Annotated in this window: 21 protein-coding genes; 12 read left to right on the forward strand and 9 right to left on the reverse strand. The window is 53.2% G+C overall.

The window, feature by feature from the left end; translation table 11 throughout:
* Positions 1-8: 8 nt before the first annotated feature.
* Entirely contained in the window at positions 9-836 is an 828-nt protein-coding gene (locus DBQ51_RS02560) for an MvaI/BcnI family restriction endonuclease (protein ID WP_107630691.1), read from the forward strand.
* A 207-nt stretch (positions 837-1043) separates the two neighbouring features.
* Here the strand turns inward: DBQ51_RS02560 and DBQ51_RS02565 are convergent, their stop codons facing one another.
* From DBQ51_RS02565 to DBQ51_RS02575, 3 genes are read right to left on the reverse strand one after another with little or no spacing between them, the layout of a single operon-like run.
* Positions 1044-1931, reverse strand: coding sequence for a site-specific DNA-methyltransferase (locus DBQ51_RS02565; protein WP_107630692.1), 888 nt, complete (start codon positions 1929-1931; stop codon positions 1044-1046).
* Entirely contained in the window at positions 1931-2797 is an 867-nt protein-coding gene (locus tag DBQ51_RS02570; protein ID WP_107630693.1) for a DNA-methyltransferase, read from the reverse strand. Before DBQ51_RS02570 ends, DBQ51_RS02565 begins: the two co-directional genes overlap by 1 nt.
* Positions 2797-3006 (reverse strand): helix-turn-helix domain-containing protein, encoded by a 210-nt coding sequence (locus DBQ51_RS02575; protein WP_054326157.1) that lies wholly within the window; start codon positions 3004-3006, stop codon positions 2797-2799. The genes DBQ51_RS02570 and DBQ51_RS02575 overlap by 1 nt, the downstream gene beginning before the upstream one ends.
* Positions 3007-3139: 133 nt before the next feature.
* Between DBQ51_RS02575 and DBQ51_RS17320 the strand changes: the two genes are divergently transcribed.
* The 6 genes from DBQ51_RS17320 to DBQ51_RS02590 all read left to right on the forward strand — a co-directional run bounded on the left by DBQ51_RS17320 (position 3140) and on the right by DBQ51_RS02590 (position 5098).
* Positions 3140-3415 carry an aldo/keto reductase gene (locus DBQ51_RS17320; RefSeq protein WP_199855175.1) on the forward strand — a complete coding sequence of 92 codons (276 nt, stop codon included), beginning with the start codon at positions 3140-3142 and terminating at the stop codon, positions 3413-3415.
* Between the two features lie 65 nt (positions 3416-3480).
* The gene (locus tag DBQ51_RS17480) at positions 3481-3615 is read left to right on the forward strand and encodes an aldo/keto reductase (protein WP_407923276.1); all 135 of its coding nucleotides are present in this window, start codon (positions 3481-3483) and stop codon (positions 3613-3615) included.
* A gap of 76 nt (positions 3616-3691) precedes the next feature.
* Positions 3692-3973, forward strand: coding sequence for an aldo/keto reductase (locus DBQ51_RS16765; protein ID WP_199855176.1), 282 nt, complete (start codon positions 3692-3694; stop codon positions 3971-3973).
* A gap of 87 nt (positions 3974-4060) precedes the next feature.
* A complete protein-coding gene (locus DBQ51_RS16980) occupies positions 4061-4342 on the forward strand; it encodes a hypothetical protein (RefSeq protein WP_242977807.1) in 282 nt (93 codons plus the stop codon).
* Entirely contained in the window at positions 4311-4487 is a 177-nt protein-coding gene (locus tag DBQ51_RS16985) for a flavodoxin (protein ID WP_277997709.1), read from the forward strand. Before DBQ51_RS16980 ends, DBQ51_RS16985 begins: the two co-directional genes overlap by 32 nt.
* A gap of 2 nt (positions 4488-4489) precedes the next feature.
* Complete coding sequence (locus DBQ51_RS02590; RefSeq protein WP_277997710.1) at positions 4490-5098, forward strand: cyclophilin-like fold protein; 609 nt, start codon at positions 4490-4492, stop codon at positions 5096-5098.
* Between the two features lie 87 nt (positions 5099-5185).
* On the opposite strand, the gene DBQ51_RS02595 is transcribed toward DBQ51_RS02590, so the two are convergent.
* From DBQ51_RS02595 to DBQ51_RS02615, 5 genes are all read right to left on the reverse strand, one after another.
* Positions 5186-5944: a carboxymuconolactone decarboxylase family protein gene (locus tag DBQ51_RS02595; protein ID WP_107630694.1), complete on the reverse strand. Its 759-nt coding sequence runs from the start codon at positions 5942-5944 to the stop codon at positions 5186-5188.
* A 56-nt stretch (positions 5945-6000) separates the two neighbouring features.
* Positions 6001-6432, reverse strand: a complete 432-nt coding sequence (locus DBQ51_RS02600; RefSeq protein WP_054326153.1) for a cupin domain-containing protein — start codon at positions 6430-6432, stop codon at positions 6001-6003.
* An 18-nt stretch (positions 6433-6450) separates the two neighbouring features.
* Positions 6451-7308 carry an aldo/keto reductase gene (locus DBQ51_RS02605; protein WP_054326152.1) on the reverse strand — a complete coding sequence of 286 codons (858 nt, stop codon included), beginning with the start codon at positions 7306-7308 and terminating at the stop codon, positions 6451-6453.
* Complete coding sequence (locus DBQ51_RS02610; protein WP_054326151.1) at positions 7305-7676, reverse strand: MerR family transcriptional regulator; 372 nt, start codon at positions 7674-7676, stop codon at positions 7305-7307. The genes DBQ51_RS02605 and DBQ51_RS02610 overlap by 4 nt, the downstream gene beginning before the upstream one ends.
* A gap of 83 nt (positions 7677-7759) precedes the next feature.
* A complete protein-coding gene (locus DBQ51_RS02615) occupies positions 7760-8743 on the reverse strand; it encodes a LysR family transcriptional regulator (protein ID WP_307718885.1) in 984 nt (327 codons plus the stop codon).
* A 98-nt stretch (positions 8744-8841) separates the two neighbouring features.
* Between DBQ51_RS02615 and DBQ51_RS02620 the strand changes: the two genes are divergently transcribed.
* The 3 genes from DBQ51_RS02620 (at position 8842) to DBQ51_RS02630 (ending at position 11153) form a co-directional block, all read left to right on the forward strand.
* A complete protein-coding gene (locus DBQ51_RS02620; protein WP_054326150.1) occupies positions 8842-9381 on the forward strand; it encodes a flavodoxin family protein in 540 nt (179 codons plus the stop codon).
* A gap of 13 nt (positions 9382-9394) precedes the next feature.
* Positions 9395-9877 (forward strand): flavodoxin, encoded by a 483-nt coding sequence (locus tag DBQ51_RS02625; RefSeq protein WP_054326149.1) that lies wholly within the window; start codon positions 9395-9397, stop codon positions 9875-9877.
* 250 nt (positions 9878-10127) lie between these two features.
* Complete coding sequence (locus tag DBQ51_RS02630; RefSeq protein WP_107630695.1) at positions 10128-11153, forward strand: zinc-dependent alcohol dehydrogenase family protein; 1026 nt, start codon at positions 10128-10130, stop codon at positions 11151-11153.
* Between the two features lie 68 nt (positions 11154-11221).
* Here DBQ51_RS02630 and DBQ51_RS02635 read toward each other — a convergent pair whose 3' ends face one another.
* A complete protein-coding gene (locus tag DBQ51_RS02635) occupies positions 11222-12436 on the reverse strand; it encodes an ABC transporter substrate-binding protein (protein WP_159068046.1) in 1215 nt (404 codons plus the stop codon).
* Between the two features lie 218 nt (positions 12437-12654).
* Between DBQ51_RS02635 and DBQ51_RS02640 the strand changes: the two genes are divergently transcribed.
* Positions 12655-14406: a sensor histidine kinase gene (locus DBQ51_RS02640; RefSeq protein ID WP_159068047.1), complete on the forward strand. Its 1752-nt coding sequence runs from the start codon at positions 12655-12657 to the stop codon at positions 14404-14406.
* A gap of 2 nt (positions 14407-14408) precedes the next feature.
* Positions 14409-15965 carry a response regulator gene (locus DBQ51_RS02645; protein WP_107630698.1) on the forward strand — a complete coding sequence of 519 codons (1557 nt, stop codon included), beginning with the start codon at positions 14409-14411 and terminating at the stop codon, positions 15963-15965.
* Positions 15966-15992 lie beyond the last annotated feature (27 nt).

Here is a 15992-nt window from a genome sequence, read left to right on the forward strand (position 1 = left end):
TTTAGCTTATGCCCAATTTTCACCTAAGCATCAGCGGGCTGGCTGCAGCAGAGCCCGCAGAGCCGCAAAACAGACAAACAATTCATAGAAAGCGAGGAACTGCAATGGCTGATATCTGGACCAAAGAGGCTGTGATAGAACGACTGAAAGAAATCAATTCCAAAGGATTCATTTCCGTTCCCAAAGGTATGTTTCGCGCTGATGACGGAATTGTGGGGCAAATACTAGAACGCGAATTTGGTGTTGCCGAAAACAACCTTCATCTTGCCGATTTAGGCACATATGAGTTAAAAGGAATGCGCAAGAAAAAGGGTAAAACCAGTAAGTTAACCCTATTTCACCAAACATCAACTTCCGGAATGACTCCCAGGCAAATCTTTAACCGCTTTAGTTACGAGAAGCCGTCAAACAGAGACGACTCCTTAAAGCGTAAACTCTTTACAACCATTTACGGAAATAAATTTAATCGCCTTGGTTTTACTCTGCGCGCGCAGGGGGTATCAGAAGTGTGTCTCTATCACGAAGAGGAATACCTGGCAACCTGGGATCTAACAGGCGGGAAAGGAAAAATCAATCAGGTACTATTCGTTCTTGCAGAAACGCAAGGGCCAGCCAACTCAGAATACGAACGATTTCATTTCATTGAAGCCTACATTTTAAGTTCGCCCAAAAACATTTACGACGCTATAAGCAGCGGTGCGGTAGTAATGGAGTTGTGCATAGATCAACCAGCAAACGAGTTCGGAAAAAAAGCCCCGCATGACCGAGGACCGCATATCCGTATACCAGTAAAAAAACTTTCCACTTTGTTTGAAAGCGTTGAACGAGTCCTGTAAGCATACCAAAGCAAAGGGAGAAGGCCCCATATTTCTGCGAGTCAGACTCGAGATAAAGTATACGCACTGGGAATGTCCCATTAAACACAGCTACGGAACAAAATTTGAAATTCTGCAATCTGCAAACCCATTCCATAGGAAAAACACGTCATTCATCATTATATAAAAAGCAGACAGCCTCATCCACAAAAATGAGACTGTCTGCTTTTACTTTTGTGCTGATTCAGGCTCGGCTGGAAGCGTAAAATCAAGAATATATTCAAATGTTGTTCCCATTGTGATGTAACTGCTCGGCCAACCAAAAATACCGATCCTATTTACCAGATTTCTTCTGTCCCAGATGATTGTATTTCTAAATTCATACCCCGCCTTTACAAGTGCATTAATGATATTGATATGCAGCGGCACCCTTTTTCCATCAATCCATGCGTCTGTAATATTAATCAGAGCATGGGCCTTTTCCGAAAAGACAGACTTCATTGATGAATAAATTTCGCAAATCGCCGTTTCAAACTGTTCAGCAGAGAGCGTTCCCAAGTCTCGTTCGTCCTGGCTGTACTGCTCCACCTTGAGATATTGTTTATTTTCTCTTAAATCACCGCGTCTGCTCTTGTTTTTTCTTTCTCTATTTAAAATATTGGCATACGGCGGGGATGTGAGTGATAGCTTGACTGTCCTGGGCCTGACCACCTCAGAAAGCGTTCTTGCATCTCTGCAGACAGCAATTTGCTTGCACGGATTGCCGTTTTTTTCATTGTCAACACGACTATTTGACAAATCAACGTATTCTTGCTTCAGGTCAATTCCAATACAGTTTCTTTCAAGGTCCTGTGCTGCAACAAGTGTTGTTCCCGAACCGCAGAAGGGATCTAAAACGAGTTCCCCTTTATGGGTAAATTGTTCTATTACTCTTGTTGCAAGGCCGATCGGAAATACGGCAGGGTGTACTGTTTTATCCCGAACATCGCGAGGTTCATAATTAAAATTCCATACCCCAATCTGGTTTTTCATCCATTCTCTTGCTTCAACACAGGAGAGATACCCTTTTTTGCAGTCACAAAGTCGTTCGCTATTTATTTCAATATAATCAGCCATTACTGCTTGCCTTTTGCCTCCCTAAATCTTTGGCTCGCAAAATTGAAGTATCCTTCGTTGATTTCAAAGCCAATACATTTTCTTCCTAATCGTTCACATACCACCCATGTTGTGCCAGTTCCAAGGAACGGATCAAAAACCGTTCCGCCGGCCGGAGAACCGCATTTTACAATCTGTTCAACCAAGCTCTCTGGAAAAGTTGCAGTATGATCTCCATTCAGGGGCTGCGTGTTGATCGACCATACATCTCCTGGATTTTTCATTTTGCCGTTTTGTCCTAAAACCTTTACAGCGTCAAGATCAAAAAAGTATTTCTTCTTTAGTGTGAAATGAAAAACATGCTCATATGTGTTATTGAATCTATCGGTAACGCTTGCAGGTATACGGTTCGGCTTGTGCCAAATAATGTCATCTCTCAGGAGCCAGCCGTGCTCTTGCATTTCAATGGCAAACCGTGACGGTATCAGCAAAAGCTGTTTGTTTTGATATAGTTTTCCGTTTTGCCTGATTTTGGGCTGAAGCGGCTTAGTTGTAAAAAACTTTTCTTTTCGTTCCTTCTGTACTTCCGTAACATTTCCTTCTCCATCAAGGTATTTCTTCCATGCTCCTGCTCCAGAACCAAAGAATGTGTCCCCTATATTGATAAAAACATTTGCTTCGTCTTTCAGATATGGCTTCAACTCATCAAAAAAATCCGCAAGGCGAGCAACATATGCTTCCGGTGTTTTTTCAGAACCGATTTCGCCCTCGCCATTATAAACACGCTTTGCCCAATAAGGAGGTGATGTAACAAGTAAATCGATTGAATTCTTGGGAACCGATTGAATCAAATCCAATGTATCTCCACACTTAATAAAGTGCTCCATCACTTATTATCCTCCACTATTTGCATGATTTCTTCAATATGGCAGTTTAAGGATAAGCAAATCTTTTCAAGCGAATCAATAGATACCGGCTCATTTTTGCCCAGCTTGGCAAGAACGTTACTGCTGATTCCACACAACTGCTTCAAATCGGTCCGCTTGAGTTTTTTATCTATCAGTAATTTCCAGAGATTATCATAACTAACAGCCATTTGTGATACCTCCCCTTAGCAATGTCATGTATTATACACTAAATGTCATGATATATCAACATCAGAATGTCAACCAAGCAATCGCATACCAATCTCTCTTTTACAGAAATTTTGCTTTATATGCGGCGTCATCATGTTGGACGTAAGCGGCGCCGCTTTTGCACCGCATGCCTCTTGCATCCGCATGCAAACCGTCAAACTGTACAACGGCGTGACCATGCTACTGGAAGGTTTCGGGGGCTTGCAGGTCACCGACAGGGAGGGATGCCTCCGGACCGTACAGCCCGCGCTCGGCGCGGGCTACCGGCGCATTGACACCGCCAGCTCATACCAAAACGAACAGGCGGTGGGCGCGGCGATCCGCGGTAGGAGCTGTTCGTCACCCCCAAGGCGTACATTCACCAGATAGGCTTTGAAAAGACCAAAGCGGCGTTTGCCGAGTCTCTACAGAAGCTGGGGCTGGACTATCTGGACCTGTACCTCATCCACATTCCCTTCGGCGATTACTACGGCGCGCGGCGCGCTATGGAGGAGCTATACCATACCGGAAAGGTGCGGGCCAGCGGCGTGTGCAACTTTGACGCCGCCCTGCTGATGGACCTGTGCTGAATGCGGATACTCGGCCCATGGTCAACCAGATCGAGCGCCATCCCTACTTCCAGCGGAAGGAGGAGCTGCGCGCATCATGGCCGAGCCGGGCGTGCAGCCCGAGGCCTGGGCGCCCTTTGCCGAGGACATGCACGGCATGTTCACCGATCCTGTATTGACGGCAGTCGCCCGCAAGCACGGTAAAAGCGTGGCACAGGTCATCCTACGCTGGGATATCCAGCGGGGCGTGGCTGTCATCCCCAAAAGCGTCCACCGAGAGCGGCGGGCGGAAAACCTGGATGTGTGGGACTTTATGCTGGACCCCGCCGCCCCAGCGAAGTGCGTCGGATATATGACTACCTGCGCAATCCGGTGCTGACCAGCCTGTAACCGCTGCGCCAGCCTTGCACGCGCGGCGCACATAAATGCGGAAACAGCACACCCTTGTCAACAGGAGGATATGCTCATGGAACGTATTTTCAACTTTTTTCTGTCGCTTGTTCTGGCCGCTTCCTGCGCGGCCTTCGGCAGCCCCGCCAATTCAGGCGGAGCGCCACTTCCGGAAAACGGCGCGGGTTCTTCGGCGGTATCCGGCAGCGATCAGAATTCCGGCGTGCAGAGTACGCCGGAGGGAAACACCGGCGCCAAAACGGGCGGCTGGATTCTGGTCGCCTATTTCTCCGCCACCGGAACAACGATGGAAGTTGCGGAAACTATTGCCCAGTCCCTTAAACGCAGACCTTTTTGAAATCCTGCCAGAACAGCCCTATACGGCCGCTGACCTGGATTATAACAGCGACTGCCGCACCAACACCGAACAGCAGGACGAAACCGCCCGTCCCGCGATTTTGCCGGCGGCTGCGTCGTGGAAAACTGGGCGTCTTACGATGTAGTGTTGCTGGGGTGTCCTATCTGGTGGGGCATCCCGCCCAAGATCACGCGCACCTTCGCGGAAAGCTACGACTGGAGCGTCAAAACCGTGGCAGGCTTCTGCACCTCCGGCGGCAGTGCCATACAGCAACACGGGTCTGCCGGAGCTGACGGAGGGTGCGGTCTGGCTGGAGGGCAGGCGTTTTTCCGGCACAGTCTCCCCCGACGACATCGCCGGCTGGCCGGCGGACCTGCCGCGGACGCGCAAGCCGCTGACCAGCTTCAGGTATCATTTAACGGACACACCTATACCGCGACCTTGGCGGATAATGCCTACGCTGCTGCTTTCACGGCTTTTCTGGCCGAAAACGGCAGCTCTCTCACCATACAGGCTCATGACTACGGCGGGTTTGAAAAGGTGGGCGGGCCGCCCGCCATCCTGTCCCAAAGCGACGAGCCTATCGACGCTGCGGCCGGGAACCTTATTCTGTATCAGAGCAATAACATCGTGCTTTACTACTCTACCAACTCCTGGAGCTTTACCCGTTTGGGCCGGCTGGAAGGGGTCCTCTCCGCCCTAGAATCGGACATGGGCAAGGGCAATGTGAAGATTACCTATTCTTTAGACGGATAGGGGTTGCGCCTTCCCGCCCTCAAAGCAAGCGAACAGCCCTGCCTGTGCATATGTCCACGGGCAGGGCTGTCCTTATCTTATGATTCCTTATTTCTCCTCCGGCAAAACCTCATTGACGCAGGCCAGCGCATTGAGCGTGCGCGGGAAGCCGATATACGGCAGGCACACCGTCAATGTGCCCAGCAGGATTTCCTTGCCGTTTCCCACGGCGTTGTTTCCGCCCACATGCGCTTTGACCTGCGGCTCACACCCGCCCTGGGCGCAGAGGATGGCGAAGGTCAAAAGCTCCCGTTCCTGCAGATCCAGCCCCTCACGGGTATAAAAGTCGCCAAAGCAGTAGGCGGAAAGATAATCCTGTATATTTTTCTGGTTGTCCGGCGCGGCAGCGCGCATCGCGTCGATGGAGCCGCCGAAAATGGCTTTTTGCGCGGCGATGCCGGCCGCCAGCCGCCCTTCCTCCTCCACCGTGTAGCCACTGGGCAGTGGCAGTGGAATACCGCTGTCAGCCAGCGTTTCGCTGGCCGCCTCTACCGCCGCTTCGGTTTTTCCCAGTCCGATGTATGGCGCGCACTGGTAGACCGCCTCCCGTATCTGCTGCGGGGGTACGCCGCACCGGAGCGCCGCTCTGACATGGCGCCTGACCTCATGCATCGTCTGGTTTGTGACCGCCACCACCAGAATGAGCAGCTCGCGCAGTCCGGCATCCAGCCGTTCTTCGGCATAGATTTCGCCGTAGATCAGTCGCTCCTTGATCGCGGCAAATTCCGGATCGCTCTGCCGCAGCGCGCCAGCCGTATCCCCATACAATTTGGCTATCGCTTGTTCCGCTTTTTCCATTCGAGACATCGTCGATCGCTCTCCTTTTCGCTTCATCCAGTCCGGCGCCGCAGGCCGCAAACATTTTACAGGCCGGCGTATTCTTCGTCCGTCACCGGCTCGCACCATTCGTTGCTGCATCCCTCGCCGGGTACTTCGATCGCAATATGGCTGAACCACGCATCCCTTTTCGCCCCATGCCAGTGCTTGATCTCCGGCGGGATGACAATTACGGTCCCGGGCGTCAGGCTGACCGCCCCCTTGCCCGCTTCCTGATACCAGCCCTCGCCCGCCGTGCAGAGCAGGATCTGACCGCCGCCCTTTTGCGCGTGGTGGATGTGCCAGTTATTCCGGCAGCCCGGCTCAAAGGTGACGTTGCCCAGGAATATCCCGTCTTCCGGCCGTGTCAGCGGGTTGAGAAAGGACTGCCCGATAAAATACTGGGCATAGGCGGTATTCTCCGCGCCCAAGCCAAATATATTCTGCTTTGCAAATGCATTTTGATCCAAGCTTTTCATATGGTATCCCTCCTGTTTTTACTTGCCGCTGAACACGGGGAAGCAACTGAACTCCCCATAGCTCTCGATGGGTGGGAGCCGCATCAGCTTTTCCATATCCGCTGGGTCGATCAGAAAATCCACCGCCGCGTTCTCTTTCATATGGGCAGGATCCGCTGTCTTAGGCAGGGCGACCGTACCCAGCTCAAGCACATAGCGGATGCACAGCGCCGCCGGGGATACGCCGTACTTTGCCGCCATGGCGGTGATCTGTTCATTCTTGAGCGCCTCACCGTGGGCGATCGGCGAATAGGCCTCCACCAATATCCCCTGGTTTTTGCAGTAGTCCAGCAGCGCCCGGTCGGTGTTGCTGATGTGGAGCAAAACCTGGTTGACCATGGGCTTTATCCGGCAGGACGACAGGATATTTTCCAGATCGTCCGGCAGGAAATTGGATACGCCGATCGCCTTTACCTTGCCGGCCGCATACGCATCCTCCAGCGCGCGCCAGGCCGCCCGATTGCCCTCCGCATAGTCCCCGCCGCGGAAATCCGCCCAAGGCTGCGGGCTGTGAATGATCATCATATCGATATAGTCCAGCCCCATTTTGGCGAGCGACCCGTCGATCGAATGCGCCGCGCTGTCGTAATCCTTCGCCTCGGCCGCCACCTTGCTGGTGACGAACACCTGTTCCCGCGGCAGGCCGCAGGCGCGCACGCCCTCGCCTACGCCCGCCTCGTTGCCGTAAGCCTGCGCGGTATCGATATGGCGGTAACCCAAGGCGGTCGCCGCTTTTACCGCTTCCGCCGCCTGCTCGTCGGGGATGAACCAGGTCCCCAGCCCCAGCTTGGGTATTGCCACGCCGTTGGCCAGTGCATAGGTTTCTTTCAAAATCATCGTTCCGCCTCCTCTGTCGATTGTTGCTCCTGTAAAAGCCGGTGCCGCAGGCCATCCATGCGCGCCACCTGCCTTTCCCGAAAATGGATCTCGTCCAGCGCGGCCTTTCGCTTCTGTTCCAGCATCCGTAGCCGCTTCTTTCCCGTTCCTCTTTGCTCCAGCAGCAGGCGCATGTACGTCTCCACCTCCTCTGAGGTAAAGCCGATGTCGTGCAGGGTCAGGATCAGGCTCAGCCGTTCCAGATCCTGATCGTCATACTGCCACTCGCCCATCACCTGCTTGACCGCCCCGCACAGCCCCCACCGCTCATATTCCCGCAGGATTTCCAGGGGGATCTGATATCGTTCGCTCGCCTCCAGGATTGTCATTTCCCATCCCTCAAAATAAAAAAATGTAGACGCCCTGAACGGACATCTACATTGTAAGGCCAAAGCCGATCCCTGTCTAATACTTATAATGGATGGTCAGATATGCGTTTTATGTATTTTTGAGCAAACCCAAGGAATGCCGCCGTAGCCGCTGAAAAGGATTCTGTTTTTTTCCACGCCAGAACCGTGCTGGATTCCAGCGGCGGCGATAGCGGAAGCATCCGTAGCCCTTCGTAAGCGCAGTCCAGCTCGATCGCAAGATAAAGCCCAAGCCCTTTGCGGGCCAGCTGCGCCTGATTATACGGCAGGTTCCCACTCGCCACAACCTGTATCTGTTCTGCATACGGCCCGAACCAGCGGAGCATCTCTTGCTGCATCAATTCCCGCGTGGGCAGGATCAGCCGCTGGCCGACCAGATCCTTCGGTGTTACACATTTCCTGTCTGCAAACGCCGAATCCTCCGGCACCAACAGCCCCCAGCTCTCCCGCACCGGCAGCCGCAGGATCTCATATTTGCTGATCTCCACCGGCTCCAGCAGCAGCCCGATATCCAGAAGCCCCTGTTCGATACGCTCCTTGATACCGTCCGAATTCCCGCTGTAGATCACATACCGCACCAGGGGATACGCCTGATGGAATTCCGCCAGCATATCAGCCAGCAGGCTGATGCTTTTCAGGTCGCCGCTCCCTATGGAGATCTCGCCAGAAACCTCTTCCGCCGGATGCAGCTCCCGCGCGGCCCTCTCTGCCAGTCCGACGATCTCCTGCGCCCGGCGGCGAAGCAGCACGCCGGCATCGGTGAGGATAATCCTGTGCTGGCTGCGGCGGAACAGCTTGACACCCAACTCCTCTTCCAGCTGCATCAACTGACGGGACAGGGTCGGCTGGGTCATATGGAGCAGCGCCGCCGCCCTGGTGATATTTTCTTCCCTGGCCACGGCCAGAAAGTACCGCAACGCCCGAAGTTCCACGCTTCCACCCCCTGCCTGTCCAGTATAGCACAGGCGCGGGGCGGCCGCAAGCGCGATCATGCACCAAATGTATTTCTGGCGATAGAAAACAAGCATTCGCTATTTCTGCAGAGGTGCGGTATAATAAAATTGTCGTAAAGGCGCCAAGGCCGTCCTTACGATAATTATCCTATTGATCCGAGGAGGTGTGAAACATGAAGATTTTAGTGATGGAGAGCAGCCCTCACAAGCACGGTTCCTCCAATTTGTTGGCTGCGGAATTCATACGCGGTGCCACAGAGGCCGGACACCAGACACAGGTCTTTGACGTGGCGCGCTCGGACCTTCGCCCCTGCCTGGGGTGCGACGCCTGCGGCATGTCCGGCTCCTGTGTGCAGAAGGATGGCATGGAGGAGCTGCGGCGCCGAATCCTTGCTTCCGATATGGTGGTATTTGTCACGCCGCTCTATTATTTCGGCATGTCCGCCCAGCTCAAAACAGCGATCGACCGCTTTTACAGCTTCAACGACGAGCTGTCGGCAAAGCATCTGAAAACGGCGCTGATCGCAGCGGCTTGGGACAGCAACGACTGGACGATGCATGACCTTGCCGGCCATTACCAGACCTTGTGCAGGTATTTACATTTCAACGACCAAGGCATGCTCCTGGGTACTGGCTGCGGCACCGTATCCATGACCCAAAGCAGCCGTTTCCCCAAGCTGGCCTATGCGCTTGGAAAATCACTGACTGAATGAGGAGGACTTGACCATGAAAAAAGCATTGGTATCTTATTTTTCCGCCAGCGGCGTGACCGCGAAAGCTGCGAAGTCGCTGGCCGTAGCGATTGGCGCGGACCTTTACGAGATCAAACCCGCCGTGCCTTATACGCGCGCCGATCTGGACTGGACCAATAAGCGCTCCCGCAGCTCTGTCGAAATGCAGGACAGCGCCTCCCGTCCGGCGCTTGCCGACACGGACGCACCCATCGAAGCGTATGACGTTATTTTTGTCGGCTTCCCTATCTGGTGGTATATCGCGCCCACCATTATCAACAGCTTTTTGGAAAGCTACGATTTTTCGGGCAAGACCATCATCCTGTTTGCCACCTCGGGCGGCAGCGGCCTTGGCCGGACTGCGGACAGCCTGCGAAGCAGCGTGGCCGCTGATACCAAAATCGTCAACGGGCGCCTGCTCAACGGCCGTCTGTCCGAGTCCGAGCTAAAATCCTGGGTGGAGGGATTGGCCCTGTAACCACAAGTCTCCCTCCAATCGGTACCGCGCGGGTCGGCCGAACCGGCTGATCCGCGCGGTATTTTTTTGACTGCCGCCCGCTTTTCGTGTCCGCCGGCAGACGGGGCTGCCCTCGTCCCGCGCATTGAACCATGCGTTTCCCAGCAGGAAAACAGAAAACCCGCGCGGTGCATATTGTATTGCGCCACGCAGGCTGGTATCATAGGGATAGAACCATCCAAACAATCGGATTGCAGAGGAGGAAGCTGTTATGAAAAGCGCAGTTTTTTACGGCAGGCATGATATCCGGATAGAGAACCGTCCCATCCCCGCCGTCGGCGCGCACGATGTGCTGATCCAAGTCAAGGCATGCGGCGTCTGCGGTACGGATGTGCATATTTTCGAAGGGGACAAGGGCGCGGCCGAAACCCATTCCCCCACGGTTCTGGGACACGAATTCTCCGGCGTTATCGCGGATACCGGCAGCGCGGTCACGCGCTACCGCAAAGGGGACCGCGTGTGCGTCGATCCCAATTACTATTGCGGGGCATGCGAATTCTGCCGCGACGGTATGGCGCATTACTGCACGCACATGACCGGCTACGGCACCACTGTGGACGGCGCTTTCGCGGAATACTGCGCAGTCAACGAAAAGCAGATTTACCCGCTCGGAGACGGTACTTCGTTCCAACAGGGCGCAATGACCGAACCGGTCGCCTGCTGTCTGCACGGCATGGATATGTGCGAGATCCGACCCGGCAGCCATGTCGCCGTGATCGGCGGCGGAATGATCGGCCTGATTATGGTGCAGCTGGCAAGGCTTGCGGGCGCGTCGCGTATCGCGCTGCTGGAGCCGGTCGAAGGTAAACGCGCGGTCGGTAAAGCGCTTGGCACGGATGTCTGCATCGATCCGCTGCACGAGGACGTGCCGACAGCACTCGCCGCGCACGGCATGCTCTGTCTGAACACGGTTATCGAATGCGTCGGCCGGCCGGCCACCATCGAGCAGGCCATTGAACTGGCCGGCCCCAAGGCAGTCGTAATGATGTTCGGCCTGACCAGGCCGGATGAAGCGATCGCGGTTAAGCCTTTTACCGTTTTTCAAAAGGAAATCGTCCTCAAAGCGTCCTATATCAATCCCTATACGCAGCGCCGCGCGCTTGATCTGATCGATTCCGGCCGTTTGGATGTGACCAGTATGGTGCATGCCGTCTGCGGACTGGACCGGCTTGCCGACATCCTTGGCAGCCCGCAGGAGCGCAGCCTGGGCAAATTCATCATCGATCCCAGCCTGTAGCCGCGGATTTCTCTTCGCCCGCCGTAAGTACGGCGGGCGGTTTTTTTTGCCTTGCGGTTAACAGGTATTTATTTCTGTATCGTGAAGAGGGCTGGTTTTCCATTGACTATCCGGAACAGACGCGCGGTTTGGATACCATCTCCCGAACCATCCGTGAAGTCAAAAATCCCGCCAATTCCCTTATATCCTTTTATGCTGACCAGCGCGTCCCGAATATCCTCGCTTTCCAGCGTGTCCGCGCGCCGCATCGCCTCCGCTAACAGCATCATCGCGTCGTAGCCGCGGTAGGCCGCTTCCGCCACCGGCATTGTACCGTAGCGTTGGATAAATTTTTCCAAAAAGGTCCTCTCCTCCGGCGTAACCGCTTCAATAGGCGAATCCGGAATGGAGTACCCGCAGGCGTATACCACGCCCTCCGCCGCATCTCCCGCCGAACGGCGCACTTCACTGTTTGCAAAGCTCTCCGGCGCATACACCGCGCCCTGGAAACCGGCCTGGCGCAGCTGGCGGATCTGAAGGCTGGCGGTTTCGCTGCTTGTGTACAGGATGAGCGAATCGATATTCATATGATTCAGCCGCATAAACATTGTAGAATAATCGTTTTCGTCAATCTTATGCTTTTTCAGCCATACCAGCTCCATTTGCGGGCAATCCTCAATCAGCGCTTCCATATGCCTGGCGCCGCTCTCCGCATAATCGGTCTCTGAATATAAAATACCGATCCGTTTCGCTCCCTGACGCTCCATCGCGCTTAACAGCAACTCATCAAAATACTTCGAGCTTGCTGTGGAGCGGAACAGGTATTTGTTTCCCACTCCGGTCCAGACAAAGCTTGTCCCCAACCCGATCTGCACCACATGAGCCTGTTCGGTCAGCTCGGTGGTTTGCAGGATATTCCCGCTCGTATGGGAACCAATAATGGCATCCACGCGATCTTCCTCTATCATCTTCCGAACCGCCGTGACCGCGGCCTCGCTATCGGACTGGTCGTCATATTCGATCAGGCAGATCTCTTTTCCGTCAACCCCACCGCTTCCGTTGATGTCCTCGACCGCCAGCCGGATCCCCTGTTGCCCCATGCGGCCAAGCAGCGAGGCATATCCTGTCAGCGATGCATATACGCCGATCTTGATATATGGCGTATCATCCCGTTTTTCGTATGGCTTTACCCGAATTGTCTGCGCGCCCAGCTCGTATTTTTTATCCAAATATACTGTCGGCAGCAAAGACGCCGCAACCATCAGGACTGCCGCCGCAAGCCTGCCAAACCGTAACCGACGCATTTCCATCCCCCATTCGGCCGCCTAAACCGCGTTTTTGAAAACTGTCTGTCAATTTATATCATATTGGCGCAATCCCGATTATTTTATTATAATATTTCGCTCTTTTAGTAAAATATTCTGGTTCTTTTTGATATTCCAAAACTTATTCCACAAAATTGCTATAATGAAGAAAACCCCTTGTCCATCTTTGGAGCTTTATTATGAGAAACCACTTGTCTATGAGGAATCTGTCTCTGCGGCAAAAGCTTTTCTACTGGCTTACTCTGACAACGATTATCCCCCTGCTGATCTTCCTGCCGCCGCTGACGCTTTATCAGAGCTATGCCATACAAAAGTCCATCGACCGTATGTGTCTGGAGCAGTCCAACCAGACCTCAGTACAACTGGACAGGATCTTCAACCAGATAAATTCCATCTCCAACCTGTACTTCCTTGATCCTATGATCGAGGACACGCTCCAAAACGGCATTATTTATGACCAGCTTGGTTACAATGCAGCACAGAGAGACATCATTGCGCTCCAACAGAAGTACAACACCTCCATCCCTGACGTAGACCTGCACCTCACCATTGTTGCTAACGACGGACGGATATATGGGAACGGCGTTTATGACCATACCGTTCCCATTACGGAAATTAAGCAGAGGTGGTGGTATCAGGACCTGCAGCGGAACTCCTGGCAAACGCTGTGGGTGCGGGACGAGTATCTGAACCGCATCCACAGTAACGCGCAGACCAATTATATTTACAGCATTCGCGCTTTGAAAAACTTTGACACTTGGGAGAATCACGGCATTTTGATCATGAGCTTTCTGGAAAGCGACCTGATCAAGCTGTATGGCTCCAGCCTTTCCTCCCACAGCGCGGTCGCGATATTCGATCAATACAACAATATCATTTCTTCCGTATCCTATAACAATCTTAATGTTTTTCCGATTTCCACACAGGCGCGGGCCCAATATGCAGGCTCATACATAACCTCGATCGATAATGTAAAATATCATATCACCTATAACACCGTATCGCAGCCACAATGGAAGGTCGTCACCTTTTTGCCCACCAGCTATCTTTTCGGTGAATATATCAGTTTCCGTATCTTATATCTTGTAGTCATCTCCCTATTTTTGCTGGCGCTTTTTGCTTTCACTTGGATTATTTCACGTCATTTCGTCTCCCCTATTAACCTTTTGACCCAGGAGATCCACCGCATCAGGCAGTCGTCGTTCTCCCAGCGTGTCAGCGTCACCTCCTCGGATGAAATCGGCCTGCTTGCCTGTGAATTCAACGAAATGCTCAATCAAATCGAGTCGCTGATGCAGAGCATCATTGAGGAGCAGCGGCGCAAGCGTAAGGCTGAACTGCAATCCCTGTACGCGCAGATCAATCCTCATTTTATCTATAATACCCTGACTGCTATCCGCTTTCTCGTTTATACCGAGCAAAAGCAGACCGTTGACCATACGCTCTGCTCCTTTATCACCCTGCTCAGGCACTCCATCTCCAGTAGCGAGGAGTTCTGCTCGATCCGGACCGAACTGCGGATGCTGCAATGCTATATCGATATCCAGCAAATCTCCTTTGACAAGCCGTTCGAGGTTTGCTGGGATGTCGACTCAAGCCTTCTGGATTGCAAAATACTCAAGCTTACGCTTCAGCCGCTCGTTGAAAACGCCGTGATGCACGGCCTGAAATCCAAGAAGGGCGACCGGAAGCTGTACATCCGTGTCCAGCGCTACCAGCAGGATATCATGATCGCAATTTCGGACAACGGGATCGGAACGGATAAGGTCCTCTCTTTCTATGAGGCACAGTCCGATTTCCGGTCCAGCGTCGGACTGATCAATATCCACAGCCGGATCGTGCTGCATTTCGGCCATCCCTACGGCATCACCTTTTACAGCAAAAAGGGGGGCGGCACCACCGTGCTTGTCCATATCCCTGCTATTTCTTGTCAGGAGGAACTGATTTAACCATGAAGATCTTGGTTGTGGACGATGACACATTGATCCGCAAATGGATGACGCTTTTGCTGGAGCAGTCCGCAAAAACGCTCGAAATTCTACAGGCCGAAAACGGCGCTGACGCCTTGTCTCTTGTTCAGGAAAACCCTGACCTGGATCTGATTATTACCGATATCAAAATGCCGCTTATGAACGGTCTGGAGCTTTGCGAATGTGTCAAGCGCCTATATCCATCGGTATGTATTGTCATTCTCAGTTCGTATGACGACTTTTCTTATGTCAAGCAGGCGCTCCGGCTAGGGGCCACGGACTATATCCTGAAAGCGGAAATGAATGCCGAAGATATCGCCAACGCGCTCCAGAAAGCGCAGCAGTTCAAAATTCAGCACACACTGTCCAACATGCCCTCCCAAGGAAGCCAACTGATGGACAAGTCGCTGCTCCTGCAGGAATTTCTCGCGCAGCCGAACGCCAGCACACAGACGTTCCTTTTCTCACTCGACCCACAGCTTTCCCCGCAGAACCTTTCAATTTTTCTGCTCAAGCTGTCCTTTCCCTCGTCGGCCGGTATTTCCGATATACTGCAGATGATCAGCCTGACATTGAATGAACAGGGGCTTCACGCCGTATGCCTGGCTTACACACGGGAAATCATCGTTGTGTTTTGCAACAACCTGCAGCAATACAGTCATTCTTACGATTCCTCCTCATATTTCGGCTCGCTTTCCGCCGGCATCGAGCGGCAGGCCGGCTGCAGAGTCGCCGCATGGACCGCAATGTACATCCGGCAGGCCACCCAGTTGCAGGACAACCTGAACAAAGCGCTTGATTCACTTCACTTCAAGCAGTATTACTCCCTGAATGTTGTGGACAGCGCCCAGCTTTCGGACTCCGAGCCTAAGCAATTCCTTTCCATGAAATTGCTGAAGGACATCTCCGACGCTCTCTCCCACCAGCAGTTTCAGGAGGCCTGCGACGCGCTTACCCAGTATATTGAAGAAAGCCATCAGCTTTTCTGCGCGCCGAAGGAAATTGAAAAATATTTTACTGTTGTCGGCTACCGTCTGATCGCCGCCTGTCCGTCCGTAGAATCCGATACGACGGTTTTCGACCGGCTGGACCGCCTTTTATCCGCCTGCCTTCATCTTCCAACCAAGGAGGAGTTCACCCAGGCCGCCGCTGCATTCATCAGCTATTTCCTGAAGCTGGCGGTATCCAACCGCAAAAAGCTGTCCCCCTCCGTACTGAGCTGCCTGCAGTATATTGATGCGCATTATATGGAAAAGCTGTCGCTCGATCAGCTTGCCGCCCACGTTTTCCTCAACCGCACCTATCTGAGCGAATTGTTCAAGCGGGAAATGGGCATCTCCTTTAACGATTTCCTCAACCGGCAGCGCATCATACACGCCTGCGAATATATCCAGACCAGCCATTATTCCATGGCAAAAATTGCGGAAATGACAGGTTTTTCCGACCAGAACTATTTCACCAAAATCTTCAAAAAAATAACCGGTCAAACGCCCCGTCAATACAAAAATAACCAGACGGCCGGACAGCCGCAGGCATAACGGCCAAAACGCCGCAGGGTCACCCCT

The organism is Agathobaculum massiliense, from assembly GCF_900291975.1.
GTDB lineage: Bacteria > Bacillota > Clostridia > Oscillospirales > Butyricicoccaceae > Agathobaculum > Agathobaculum ammoniilyticum.

Bases quoted from the DNA above. Each gene is read 5' to 3' on its own strand.
- DBQ51_RS02615 (WP_307718885.1), bottom strand. From the start codon at position 8,743: ATGCTTGTTTTCTATCGCCAGAAATACATTTGGTGCATGATCGCGCTT.
- DBQ51_RS02565 (WP_107630692.1), bottom strand. From the start codon at position 1,931: ATGGCTGATTATATTGAAATAAATAGCGAACGACTTTGTGACTGCAAA.
- DBQ51_RS16765 (WP_199855176.1), top strand. From the start codon at position 3,692: ATGGCCGAGCCGGGCGTGCAGCCCGAGGCCTGGGCGCCCTTTGCCGAG.
- DBQ51_RS02630 (WP_107630695.1), top strand. From the start codon at position 10,128: ATGAAAAGCGCAGTTTTTTACGGCAGGCATGATATCCGGATAGAGAAC.
- DBQ51_RS16980 (WP_242977807.1), top strand. From the start codon at position 4,061: ATGGAACGTATTTTCAACTTTTTTCTGTCGCTTGTTCTGGCCGCTTCC.
- DBQ51_RS02570 (WP_107630693.1), bottom strand. From the start codon at position 2,797: ATGGAGCACTTTATTAAGTGTGGAGATACATTGGATTTGATTCAATCG.
- DBQ51_RS02645 (WP_107630698.1), top strand. From the start codon at position 14,409: ATGAAGATCTTGGTTGTGGACGATGACACATTGATCCGCAAATGGATG.
- DBQ51_RS02605 (WP_054326152.1), bottom strand. From the start codon at position 7,308: ATGATTTTGAAAGAAACCTATGCACTGGCCAACGGCGTGGCAATACCC.
- DBQ51_RS02620 (WP_054326150.1), top strand. From the start codon at position 8,842: ATGAAGATTTTAGTGATGGAGAGCAGCCCTCACAAGCACGGTTCCTCC.
- DBQ51_RS17320 (WP_199855175.1), top strand. From the start codon at position 3,140: ATGTTGGACGTAAGCGGCGCCGCTTTTGCACCGCATGCCTCTTGCATC.
- DBQ51_RS02610 (WP_054326151.1), bottom strand. From the start codon at position 7,676: ATGACAATCCTGGAGGCGAGCGAACGATATCAGATCCCCCTGGAAATC.
- DBQ51_RS02560 (WP_107630691.1), top strand. From the start codon at position 9: ATGCCCAATTTTCACCTAAGCATCAGCGGGCTGGCTGCAGCAGAGCCC.
- DBQ51_RS02575 (WP_054326157.1), bottom strand. From the start codon at position 3,006: ATGGCTGTTAGTTATGATAATCTCTGGAAATTACTGATAGATAAAAAA.
- DBQ51_RS02595 (WP_107630694.1), bottom strand. From the start codon at position 5,944: ATGTCTCGAATGGAAAAAGCGGAACAAGCGATAGCCAAATTGTATGGG.
- DBQ51_RS02640 (WP_159068047.1), top strand. From the start codon at position 12,655: ATGAGGAATCTGTCTCTGCGGCAAAAGCTTTTCTACTGGCTTACTCTG.
- DBQ51_RS02635 (WP_159068046.1), bottom strand. From the start codon at position 12,436: ATGCGTCGGTTACGGTTTGGCAGGCTTGCGGCGGCAGTCCTGATGGTT.
- DBQ51_RS02600 (WP_054326153.1), bottom strand. From the start codon at position 6,432: ATGAAAAGCTTGGATCAAAATGCATTTGCAAAGCAGAATATATTTGGC.
- DBQ51_RS02625 (WP_054326149.1), top strand. From the start codon at position 9,395: ATGAAAAAAGCATTGGTATCTTATTTTTCCGCCAGCGGCGTGACCGCG.